This window comes from Massilia aquatica (assembly GCF_011682045.1).
GTDB lineage: Bacteria > Pseudomonadota > Gammaproteobacteria > Burkholderiales > Burkholderiaceae_D > Telluria_A > Telluria_A aquatica.
The window spans coordinates 114,361-126,526 of record NZ_VVIW01000005.1 but is presented as its reverse complement, the minus strand read 5'-3'; the positions used below and the strand labels follow the sequence as shown (position 1 = coordinate 126,526).

Genomic DNA, 12,166 nt, shown 5'->3' with positions numbered 1-12,166 from the left:
TCTTCAGGAGTTGCACATGCATTCTCTTAGTAGTATTACTTCATTCACCCACGCACGCTTGCTCATCACGAGCCTGTGCGCCAGCCTGCTGGCCGCCTGCGGCGGTTCCAATGCTCCCGACAGCGCCCCGCAGGCACCGACGACGATGTCGGAATCGGTGCGGCGCGCTTCGGTCTCGATTGCGGCCGTGGCGCCCGGCACCATCCGCATCCACTACCGCCGGGCCCAGCGCGACGAAGCGCAGTGGGGCGTGTATTCGTGGTCGGGCCCCGCGAAGCCGAGCGTGGAATGGATCAAGGACCGGTTCATGCTGGCGGCCAGCGACAGCTATGGCGGCTATGTCGACATTCCTGTCGACGCCACCAAAACCAAAATCGACTTCCTGCTCACCGACGGCAGCGGCAACAAGAACTGCGCGAGCGACCAGGCCGGCGATTTTGCGGCGGACATCGCCACCCGCGGCCAGGAAGTCTGGCTGCTCGAAGGCGACTGCAAGGTCTACACCAGCGCCCCGGCGATCAGCTTCGGCAATCTGGCCAACGCCGCCGCGCACTGGCTCTCACGCGATACCGTGGCCTGGCCGGGCACACCGCTTGCTGTCAGCTACAAGCTGTTTTACGCGGCCAATGGCGGCATGGGCTCCGCGCCCGATGGCGTCACCGGCGCCGATGGCAGCATCGACCTGCGCGTCGCTGGTGCCCTGCCGCCAGCCCTGCAAGCGAAATATCCGCACCTGGCGAATGCCACCGCGTTGACGCTGTCCAGCGCCGACCTGGCCGGCCTGCCCGCTAAAATCAGCGGCCAGTTCGCAATCGCGCAGTTCGATGCGGCGGGCAAGCTGGTACAGGTCACGTCTCTGCAAACGAGCGGCCTGCTCGACGCGCTGTTCGCCCCGACCGCCGCCAGCAGCGCGCTGGGCGCGACCTTCAACCGCGCCGGCGTGCCTACCTTTCGCGTATGGGCGCCAACGGCCAAGTCGGTCGCGCTCAATGTGTACCCGGACGCGACGACCACCAATGCCAGCAGCGTGCCGATGACGCGCGACGCCAGCAGCGGCGTATGGCATTACACCGCCCCCAACGCCGCCTGGACCAACCGCGCCTATTACACCTACACGGTCAACGTGCTGTCGCGCTGGGCCAACAACACGGTGGTCAGCAACGTGGTCACCGATCCGTATTCATTGAGCCTGAACGCCAACGGCCAGCGCAGCTTTGTCGCCAATCTCGACAGCGCGGTGCTCAAACCGGCCGGCTGGGATGAACACGCGATTCCACGCCTCGATCATCCGACCGACATCTCGCTGTATGAGCTGCAGGTGCGCGATTTCAGCGCCAGCGACCTCACCGTACCGGCGCCGCATCGCGGCAAATTCCTCGCTTTCACCGATGTGCATTCGAACGGCATGCGCCACTTGCGCGCATTGCAGCGCGCCGGCATGAGCCACATCCACCTGCTGCCCAGTTTCGACATCGCCAGCGTGAATGAAACCGGCTGCACCACGCCAGTCATTGCCAATGCCGCCGCCAACGCGGAGAGCCAGCAGGCGGCAGTTGCCGCCGCCAGCGACAGCGACTGCTTCAACTGGGGCTACGATCCGGTCCACTACAGCGCGCCCGATGGCGGCTTTGCCACCGACGCCAACGACGGCGCGGTGCGCGTGCGCGAGTTCCGCGCCATGGTCAAGTCGCTGCACGAACAAGGCTTGCGCGTGACGATGGACGTGGTCTACAACCACACTAGCGACTCGCAGCAAGGCCCGCTGTCGGTACTCGACAAGATCGTGCCGACCTACTACTACCGGCTCAACGCGAGCGGCGCGATCCTCAACGACAGCTGCTGCGCCGACACCGCCGCCGAAAACGCGATGATGGCCAAGCTGATGACCGACTCGGTCGTCACCTGGGCCACCGGCTACAAGGTCGACAGCTTCCGCTTCGACATCATGGGCATGGCGCCGCTGTCGGTCATCACCGACCTGAAAACCAAGGTGGACCGCGCCGCCGGGCGCGAGATTTACCTGTACGGCGAAGCCTGGAACTTCGGCACGATCGGCAACGACGCGCGCTTCGTGCAGGCGCGCCAGGCGAATATGTTCGGCATCGGCGTCGGCTCGTTCAACGACCGCTTGCGCGACGCCGTGCGCGGCGGCGGCTGCTGCGATGGCGGGCTTGAGCTGATCAGCCAGCAGGGCTTCATCAACGGCGCCTTTACCGACCCGAATGCGGCCAGCACCCAAACCAGGGACGACTTGCTGCGCCTGGGCGACTTGATCAAGGTGGGCTTGTCGGGCACCCTGCGCGACTACAGCTTTATCGACCGCGCGGGCGTGCTGCGCAAGAATGCGGATGTCGATTACGCTGGGCAGAAGGCGGGGTTTGCGGCCAGTCCGGCGGAGACCATCAACTACGTCGAAGCGCACGATAACCAGACCCTGTTCGACCTGAACGCGTTCAAGCTGCCACAGTCGACCAGCCTGGCCGACCGCGTGCGCGTGCAGAACCTGGGTGCGGCGATCAATATGCTGTCGCAGGGCGTGCCCTTCTTCCACGCGGGCCAGGAGATCCTGCGTTCGAAGTCGCTCGACCGCGACAGCTACAACGCCGGCGACTGGTTCAACCGCCTCGATTTTTTATACCAGTCGAATAACTTCGGGGTTGGCTTGCCGATGGCGGGTGTGAACAAGGCGAACTGGGAATTCATGTCGCCGATCCTGGCCAATGCGCTGATCAAGCCCGATCCGGCGGCGATCGTGTCGGCGCGCGATTATTTCATCGACCTGCTGGCGATGCGCAAGGACACCTCCCTGTTCCGACTGCGCAGCGCGAACGATGTGCGCGAGCGGCTCAGGTTCCACAACACGGGGCCGCAGCAGATCGCTGGCTTGATCGCGATGAGCATCGATGGCAAGCGTTATCCGGGGGCGAAATACGGCAGCGTGGTGACCTTCTTCAATGTCGACAAGGTCGCGAAAACCATCGCGATCGGTGAACTGAAAGGGCGCAAGCTGGCGCTGCACAAGGTGCAGCGCCAGTCGGACAGCGAGCCGCTGGCCAGGACCGCGACCTACGAGCGCGCCAGCGGTACCTTCAGCATCCCGCCACGCACCACCGTGGTGTTCGTGGAAAACGGTCCGTTCTGGCAGAACGACGAGTAGTTGCAAAACCGGGGACAGACCCCGGTTTTGCACGTTCCCGATCGACAACGGCGTCCACCGGCGCCGAGAACGTCGGCCGCTTCATGGGTAACGGCGAGCGCAACCGCGGCCATCAGCACCAAGCCGGGCACGCGCCACGATGCCACACCCAAGCTGCGTTTCGCCACCGAAGTGGCGCCTACCGCCAGTTACTTCAAGGAGCGGCAAGCGCCGCAATCGGCACAACAGCCCCTGATCTGCGCCCTGCCTGCGGCAGCATTCCCCCCGCGATGGTAAGCTCTTGTTTTTTCATAAACACGCATCGCGAGCCCTTGCGAGCCACGTAGAAAGCTTCCATGAAACAGAACTATATCAACGGCGCCTGGGTCGACGGCGCTTCGTCGTCCGCCAACATCAACCCATCGAACACGAACGACATCATCGGCCACTACGCCCAGGCCGACGCGCAGCAGACCGAGCTGGCGATTGCCGCCGCCGCTGCCGCAGCTCCTGGCTGGGCGTTGTCCAACATCCAGGTGCGCGCCGACGCGCTCGACAAGATCGGCAGCGAAATCCTGGCCCGCAAAGAAGAGCTCGGCACCCTGCTCTCGCGCGAAGAAGGCAAGACCCGTCCCGAAGGCATCGGCGAAGTCGCCCGCGCCGGCGCCATCTTCAAATTCTTCGCCCAGGAATGCCTGCGCCTGCGCGGCGACAAGCTGCCGTCCGTGCGCCCCAATCTCGACGTGGAAGTCACGCGCGAGCCGGTCGGCGTGGTCGGCATCATCGCGCCGTGGAATTTCCCGATCGCCATCCCATCCTGGAAAATCGCCCCCGCGCTGGCCTACGGCAACTGCGTGCTGATCAAGCCGGCCGAACTGGTGCCGGCCAGCGTCTGGGCCTTGACCGAAATCATCAGCCGCGCCGGCCTGCCGCCGGGCGTGTTCAACCTGGTGATGGGGCGCGGCAGCGTGGTCGGCCAGGCCTTCCTGCATGACCGCCGCGTCAACGCGATCAGCTTCACCGGCTCGGCCGCGACCGGCGCCAAGGTGGCATCGGCCGCCATCGGACGCATGGCCAAAGTGCAGATCGAGATGGGCGGCAAGAATCCGCTGATCGTGCTCAACGACGCCGACCTCGCCACTGCGGTGAACTGCGCGGTGCAGGGTTCGTTCTTCTCGACCGGCCAGCGCTGCACGGCGTCGAGCCGCCTGATCGTCGAAAAAGGCATCTACCCGGCTTTTGTGGCCGCCATGAAAGAAAAGCTGGCCGCCCTGACCGTTGGCGACGCGCTCGGCGCCGGCATCGACATCGGCCCGGTGGTCGACCAGAGCCAGCTCGACCAGGATATGGAATACATCGGCATCGGCCGCGAGGAAGGCGCCACCCTGGCGTTTGGGGGCGACCGCATCGAGTGCGCCACGCCGGGCTTTTTCCTGCGCCCCACCCTGTTTACCGAATGCAGCAACGACATGCGCATCAGCCGCGAAGAAATCTTCGGCCCGGTGGGCATGGTCATTCCGGCCGACAGCTACGAGCACGCATTGGCGATGGCCAACGATACCGAGTTTGGTCTGGCCAGCGGCATCGTCACCACCTCGCTCAAGTATGCGACCCACTTCAAGCGCCACGCCGAAGCGGGCATGGTGATGGTCAACGTGCCGACTGCGGGCGTCGACTACCACGTGCCGTTTGGCGGGCGCAAAGGGTCGAGCTACGGCTCGCGCGAACAGGGCACCCACGCGGCCGAGTTCTTTACGACAGTGAAGACGGCCTACTGCGGCGTGTAAGCAGGCAAACAACAACGCCCGGTCGATGCCGGGCGTTTTTGCGAAACAGCGAAGCAAGCCCGGAATCAGGCAGCTTCCGCCACTTCCTCTTGCTGGGCAACATCAGTGACCACTGGCTGGCGAATCAGGTAATCGAAGGCGGACAGCGCTGCTTTCGATCCTTCGCCGGCTGCGACCACGATCTGCTTGTACGGCACCGTGGTCACGTCGCCGGCGGCGAACACGCCAGGCAGGCTGGTGTGGCACTTGGCATCGATCACAATCTCGCCGTACTTACTCAGCTCCAATGTCCCTTTCAGGAATTCGGTATTCGGCACCAGGCCGATCTGCACGAACACGCCTTCCAGCGCCACGTGATGCTCGGCGCCGCTGGCGCGGTCCTTGTAGCCGAGACCATTGACTTTCTGGCCGTCACCGGTAATCTCGGTGGTTTGCGCATTGACGTGGATGGTCACGTTCGACAGGCTCTTGAGCTTGTTGACCAGTACCGCGTCGGCTTTCAGCGCATCGGCAAACTCGACCAGGGTGACGTGCTGGACAATGCCGGCCAGGTCGATCGCCGCTTCCACGCCCGAGTTACCGCCGCCAATCACGGCCACGCGCTTGCCTTTGAACAATGGGCCGTCGCAATGCGGACAATACGCCACGCCCTTGTTCTTGTACTCGGCTTCGCCAGGGACATTCACGTTCCTCCAGCGCGCGCCGGTCGAGACGATCACGCTGCGCGCCTTGAGCACGCCGCCGTTTTCCATGTGCACTTCGACCAGACCGCCCGGCGTGGCGGCGGGAACGATACGCTCGGCCCGCTGCAGGTTCATGATATCGACGTCGTAATGGCGCACCTGCGCCTCGAGGGCGGCGGCGAATTTGGGGCCGTCGGTTTCCAGCACTGAAATATAGTTCTCGATGGCCATGGTGTCGTTGACCTGGCCGCCGAAGCGCTCCGCCGCCACGCCGACACGGATGCCTTTGCGCGCCGCGTACACCGCCGCTGCCGCGCCCGCCGGGCCGCCGCCGACGATCAGCATGTCGTAGGCGGACTTTTGATTGAGTTTCTTCGCTTCGCGGTCGGCCGAATTCACGTCCAGCTTGGCGACGAGTTCTTCCACGGTCATATGACCGGAGGTAAACATGGTGTCGTTCTTGAAGACCATCGGCACTGCCATCACCTGGCGCGCCTCGACTTCGGCCGGGTACATGCCGCCGTCGATGATCACGGTACGGATCTTCGGATTGAACACCGCCATCAGGGTCGCTGCCTGCACCACGTCGGGGCAATTATGGCAGGACAGGGACATATAGACTTCAAAATCCATCGATTCGTCGAGCGCCTTGATGGCATCGATGACGTCGGGTTCCACTTTGGGCGGATGGCCGCCGGTCCACAACAGGGCCAGCACCAGCGAGGTGAATTCATGGCCGAGCGGAATGGCGGCGAAGCGCACGCCGTGGGTTTCGCCTTCGCGGGCGATCAAGAATGAGGGCTTGCGGCTATCGGTGCCCGACTCGTCAACACTGACTTTATCGGACAAGCTGCTGATCTCGGCCAGCAGTTCACGCAGTTCGGCACTTTTGTCGCTGTCGTCGAGCGTAGCGATCAGACGAATCGGCGCGCGCAGGTTTTGCAAATAGCCTTGCAACTGGTTTTTTAAGGTGGCGTCAAGCATGTTGATATCCGTAAGAAAGTGCCTTGAATTAAGACCGGGAACCGTCGGGCTGGTTCCCGGTGCAGGGAGGGCAGCGCAAGGCGCCGCGCCCTCCCCGGGGTGTTGCTAGTGCATGAGGACTTAGATCTTGCCGACCAGGTCCAGCGACGGGGTCAGGGTTTTCGCGCCCTCGTTCCACTTGGCCGGGCAAACCTGGCCTGGGTTGGCGGCGACGAACTGGGCAGCCTTGAGCTTGCGCAGGGTTTCCTTGACGTCGCGGGCGATGGCGTTGTCATGGATTTCCAGGGTCTTGATGACGCCTTCCGGATTGATGATGAAGGTGCCGCGCAGCGCCAGGCCTTCTTCTTCGATGTGCACGCCGAATGCGCGGGTCAGCTTGTGGGTTGGATCGCCCACCAGCGGGAACTGGGCCTGGCCGACGGCCGGCGAAGTTTCGTGCCAGACTTTGTGCGAGAAGTGGGTGTCGGTGGTGACGATATACACTTCCGCGTTGGCTTTCTGGAATTCAGCGTAGTTCTGTGCTGCATCTTCGACTTCGGTAGGGCAGTTGAAAGTGAACGCGGCAGGCATGAAAATCACGACCGACCACTTGCCCTTCATCGACTCGTTCGAGACTTCGACGAATTTGCCGTTGTGGAAGGCTTGGGTTTTGAACTCTGGAACTTGCGTATTGATCAGCGACATGGATATCCTCGTGCGTGGTTTTGTGGGTTAAGAAAAACTATCGAATGAGAAGCTCTCATTGGTTTCTATGATACGACAAGATGGCCGGAGCACCTCATTGTTTGTATTAATGAGGGTCATTGGGAATTTTGTTTGGCTTGGATTGGCGCGACGGCGAAAGTGACGGTTTTCCCCGTGGTTGAGGGCGCGCTTGGCTGGGCGCACCTGCCCAGGCATGATAGTATCGACGGATGAAATCATACCGGGCCCTCTCACTTTACCGGGAATAACTTCGCGCCCTCGGCTTGGGACGTGGCTTGGTAAGCGTGCGTGTGTTCCGTTTCACCGCACGAGGCGATGACCAGGAGGATAGCGATCTTAACCTTCTGCTAACGGTCAATGCAGATGATTTCCGACTAACACTGTTACAGGAAGATCTCATGGCTGCGAAACTTGGTGTTCAGACAAATTTGCCGGACCCTTCGTTGAATAGCGAAAAGAAGCAGAGCAATCGCAGTACGCGTATCGATAAGTCGAAAAACGCGAATATTGCTGGGGCTGCCAATACGCAAACCAAGCGCCGCAGCCCGGATGCGCGCAAAGCTGCATTGCAAGCGCTCCGAGAGAACAAGGATCTTTTCACCGCCGAGGCCGTGATCAGCAGGTCAGAACGGCTGTTAAAGAAACCCTGAGCAATGAGCGATGCCTTCTTTGTGCTTGCTCAAACCTACTCTGAACTTCTGGAATGGCTGGCGGACTTCGAGAACAAGCACAAGAGACGACATAGATCGAGCGACCGCTATGTACTCTATGCAAGCGACCCGAGGCATGGCTATTTGATTATCGACATATTGGATGACCCGGGCGCTCATGAAATTTGGAAGCAGCGAAGGACAAAGCTCGCTGGCTACGAGCTCGCGGCTTCCGATTTTTGTACATTTGGTCCAAAGTCTGATCTTCACAAGTAGCCTCCCGCTGAGCGCGGCCAGAGGATACTTCTACTTGATTTTCGAAGCGATTTGGGTAGACGTGATATCCGTTCACAGGCAACTATTCATATTGATGCCTGAAACAGCGCTGTTCTGACTAAATTTCCCCGCTCGAATTCGCCAATCGTCAATTCTCGGCCCGTGATTCGTCCTGAATCGGCGCGCATTGCTCCTGCACTCCAGCACGAAAGCGGTAAAATGGCGCCCTTAACGACAACGCAGCGCCGCGTCGCACCCTGGCCGACTATTTACCAGACCTGCCGGGCCTCAACGACAAAAAACCACATGACCACACCCCCGACCGAAATCAACGCCGCCGCCATCAAGAACGGCCCGACGGAAAAACACACGCCAATGATGCAGCAATACCTGCGCATCAAGGCCGAGTACCCGACCATGCTGGTGTTCTACCGCATGGGCGACTTCTATGAGCTGTTCCACGACGACGCCGAAAAGGCCGCGCGCATCCTCGGCATCACCCTGACCGCGCGCGGCGCTTCGAACGGCAACCCGATCAAGATGTGCGGCATCCCGTTCCACTCGCTCGACCCGTACCTGGCCAAGCTGGTCAAGCTGGGCGAGTCGTGCGCCATCTGCGAACAGATTGGCGACCCGGCCACCAGCAAGGGCCCGGTCGAGCGCAAGGTCATGCGCGTGGTCACCCCCGGCACCCTGACCGACGCCGACCTCCTGCCCGAGAAAGCCGAACGCCCCCTGCTGGCCGTGTGCATGATCAGCCAGCGCAAGGTCGTCACCACCGGTCTCGCGTGGCTGTCGCTGGCCAGCGGCGGCCTGAAACTGATGGAGTTTTCCGGCGACAGCCGCACCGTCGGCGTGCGCCTGCAACAGGAACTCGAACGCATCGCCCCCGCCGAAATCCTGCGCGCCGATGGCGCCGACCTGTTCGACGACGACGGCACCGCCCACACCCAGCGCGTGCCGGACTGGCATTTTGATGTCGTCGGCGGCCACAAGGCCTTGCTCGAGCAACTGAACGTGGCCACCCTCACCGGCTTTGGCGCCGACGGCCTGGGCGCCGCTTTTGGCGCGGCCGGCGCGCTGCTGCGCTACGCCCAGTCGACCCAGGGCCGCGGCCTGCAGCACGTGCGCAGCCTGTCGACCGAAACCGAAAATGAATTCATCGGCCTCGACGCCGCCACCCGGCGCAACCTGGAGCTGACCGAAACCATCCGCGGCCAGGAGTCGCCTACCCTGTTTTCCTTGCTCGACCACTGCCGCACGGCGATGGGCTCGCGCCTGCTGCGCCACTGGCTGCACCACGCGCGGCGCGACCAGAACGTGGCGCGCGCCCGGCACGCGGCGATTGCGTCGCTGGCGCAAAGCGACGCCGCCGGCGCCCTCTCGGCCACCTTGTCCGAGGTGCCCGACATCGAACGCATCACCACCCGCATTGCGCTGCTCTCGGCGCGTCCGCGCGACCTGGCCAGCCTGCGCGACGGCCTGCGCCAGCTGCCAGCCCTGCGCCGCTCGGTGCAGCAAGCCTTCATCGCCGGCGAAGAAAGCCTCTTGGCCACCATCCACGCCGCGCTGGCCACGCCCGCCATCTGCCTCGACCTGCTCGAGCGCGCAGTCGCTCCTGAACCTGCGGCCATGGTGCGCGACGGCGGCGTGTTCGCGCGCGGCTTCGACGCCGAACTCGACGAACTGCGCGGCCTGTCCGAAAACGCCGGCCAGTTCCTGGTCGACCTGGAAACGCGCGAGCGCGCCCGCACCGGCATCGCCAACCTGCGCGTCGAGTACAACAAGGTGCACGGCTTTTACATCGAAGTCACGCACGGCCAGACCGACAAGGTGCCGGACGATTACCGCCGCCGCCAGACCCTGAAAAACGCCGAGCGCTACATCACGCCGGAACTGAAGGTGTTTGAGGACAAGGCCCTGTCGGCGCAAGACAAAGCGCTGGTGCGCGAAAAAATCCTGTACGACCAGCTGCTGGCCGACCTGGCGCCGCACATCGGCACCCTGCAGACCATCTCGCAGGGCCTGGCGCAGCTCGACACGCTCACCGCGCTCACCACGCACGCGCTGCAGCACAACTGGTGCGCGCCGCAGCTGGTGGCCGAGCCTTGCCTGGTCATTTGCGAAGGCCGCCACCCGGTGGTGGAAAACCAGATCGAGCGCTTCATCGCCAACGACTGCAAATTCAACGACGAGCGCCGCCTGCTCTTGATCACCGGGCCGAACATGGGCGGTAAATCGACCTTCATGCGCCAGGTGGCCTTGATCACCTTGCTGGCCTACATCGGCAGCTACGTGCCGGCCGCCAGCGCGACGATCGGTCCGATCGACCGCATCTTCACCCGCATCGGCGCCACCGACGACCTGGCCGGCGGACGCTCCACCTTCATGGTGGAGATGACCGAATCGGCGGCGATCCTCAACGGCGCCACTGCGCAGTCGCTGGTGCTGATGGATGAAGTCGGACGCGGCACCTCGACCTTCGACGGCCTGGCGCTGGCGTGGGCCATCGCGCGCCACCTGATCGACGCCAGCCGCAGCTTCACCCTGTTCGCGACCCACTATTTCGAACTGACGCAACTGCCCGAAAGCCACCCGAGCGCTGCCAACGTGCACCTGTCGGCGGTCGAGCATAAAGACAGCATCGTGTTCCTGCACGCGGTGCAGCCCGGGCCGGCGTCGCAAAGCTACGGTTTGCAGGTAGCGCAGCTGGCCGGTGTGCCGCAGGCGGTGATCAAGGCCGCGCGCAAGCACCTGGCGCGGCTCGAATCGCAGGCGCTCGACACCACGCCGCAGCTGGACCTGTTCGCGCTGCCGTGCGTGGAACCGGAGGACGTGGCGCCCGCGCCATCGCCATCGCACGATGCAGCCAATGACGCCCTGCTCGACGCCCTGGCCGCCATCGATCCCGACGCCTTGAGCCCGCGCGAAGCGCTCGAGCAGCTGTACCAACTCAAGCGCCTGGCCGCGCCATGATGCGCGCCGCGCCACTGGCCGCGTTGCTGTGCGCGGCGCTGCTGTCGGCCACGCCGGGCGCGAGTGCCGCGCAAGGCAAGGCGGCCGCCGCCAAGGGACCGGCGCCCTACCAGTTCGCCATCATCGGCCACCGCTTCAGCGATGGCGGCAGCGAGGCCCAGCTGGAGCAAGCCATCGCCGCCAGCGACGATGGCGCGGTGGCGTTTATCGTCGCCACCGGCATCAAGGCCGAGCGCGAGCCGTGCAGCGACGAGTTGTACACGCAGCGGCGCGACCTGTTCGCCGAGGCGCGCCGGCCGATGATCGTCACGCCCGCCGCCAGCGACTGGAGCGGCTGCACCAACGGCGCCGGCAGCCAGGTGGCGGTGGACCGCCTGAACCGCATGCGCGAATTGTTTTATCCGGACGCCGAGTCGCTCGGCAAGCGCAGCCTGCCCTTGCTGCGCCTGTCGACCAGTTCGCAGTTCCGCAGCTACGCCGAGAATGCGCACTGGGTGGTCGGCAACGTGCTGTACGCGACCATGAACCTGCCCTCGGATAACAATCACTACCGCCCCGAAGCGGGCCGCAACAGCGAGTTCGAAGACCGCGCCGTGGCCAACCGTTTCTGGCTCAAGCGCGTGTTCGGCACGGCCCACCGCAAGAAGTTCGATGCGGTGGTGTTGTTTACCGAAGGCGACATGAAGATCCACAGCGAAAAACCGGGCCTCCTGGCCATGCTGGGACCAGGCGAGAGCCGCCAGGACGGCTACGCGGCGGCGCGCCACCAGGTGCTGGCGGCGGCGCAAAAATTTGCGGGCAAGGTACTGCTGGTCGATACCGCGCCTCCGGCGGGACCGGCGCCGGCCATCGCGTGGCGCGGCAACCTGGGACATGTGAGCGTGGGATCGAGCGTGCTGCGCATGCGCGTGGCGCCGGGCAGCGAGAAGATGTTCCTGCTTCAGAAGCCGTAAAAAAATGCGGCGCCGG

General features: G+C 63.6%; 8 protein-coding genes. 6 read left to right on the top strand and 2 right to left on the bottom strand.

Translation table 11 applies throughout. From position 1 onward, the window contains the following. Positions 1-16: 16 nt before the first annotated feature. Positions 17-3,157: an alpha-1,6-glucosidase domain-containing protein gene (locus tag F1609_RS11300; protein ID WP_167076537.1), complete on the top strand. Its 3,141-nt coding sequence runs from the start codon at positions 17-19 to the stop codon at positions 3,155-3,157. A gap of 335 nt (positions 3,158-3,492) precedes the next feature. Beyond that, positions 3,493-4,923 (top strand): aldehyde dehydrogenase family protein, encoded by a 1,431-nt coding sequence (locus F1609_RS11295; RefSeq protein WP_167076536.1) that lies wholly within the window; start codon positions 3,493-3,495, stop codon positions 4,921-4,923. A 65-nt stretch (positions 4,924-4,988) separates the two neighbouring features. Here the strand turns inward: F1609_RS11295 and ahpF are convergent, their stop codons facing one another. Both ahpF and ahpC read right to left on the bottom strand, forming a co-directional pair. Continuing rightward, entirely contained in the window at positions 4,989-6,590 is a 1,602-nt protein-coding gene (ahpF, locus tag F1609_RS11290) for an alkyl hydroperoxide reductase subunit F (RefSeq protein WP_167076535.1), read from the bottom strand. A gap of 120 nt (positions 6,591-6,710) precedes the next feature. After that, positions 6,711-7,274, bottom strand: a complete 564-nt coding sequence (ahpC, locus tag F1609_RS11285; protein WP_166871285.1) for an alkyl hydroperoxide reductase subunit C — start codon at positions 7,272-7,274, stop codon at positions 6,711-6,713. 419 nt (positions 7,275-7,693) lie between these two features. Here ahpC and F1609_RS11280 point away from each other — a divergent pair, with 419 nt between their 5' ends. The 4 genes from F1609_RS11280 (at position 7,694) to F1609_RS11265 (ending at position 12,150) form a co-directional block, all read left to right on the top strand. After that, positions 7,694-7,945 (top strand): hypothetical protein, encoded by a 252-nt coding sequence (locus tag F1609_RS11280; protein ID WP_167076534.1) that lies wholly within the window; start codon positions 7,694-7,696, stop codon positions 7,943-7,945. Positions 7,946-7,948: 3 nt separating this feature from the next. Further along, a complete protein-coding gene (locus F1609_RS11275; protein ID WP_167076533.1) occupies positions 7,949-8,221 on the top strand; it encodes a type II toxin-antitoxin system YafO family toxin in 273 nt (90 codons plus the stop codon). A 306-nt stretch (positions 8,222-8,527) separates the two neighbouring features. Next, complete coding sequence (mutS, locus tag F1609_RS11270; RefSeq protein ID WP_167076532.1) at positions 8,528-11,197, top strand: DNA mismatch repair protein MutS; 2,670 nt, start codon at positions 8,528-8,530, stop codon at positions 11,195-11,197. Then, the gene (locus F1609_RS11265) at positions 11,194-12,150 is read left to right on the top strand and encodes a hypothetical protein (protein ID WP_167076531.1); all 957 of its coding nucleotides are present in this window, start codon (positions 11,194-11,196) and stop codon (positions 12,148-12,150) included. Before mutS ends, F1609_RS11265 begins: the two co-directional genes overlap by 4 nt. Positions 12,151-12,166: the final 16 nt, after the last annotated feature.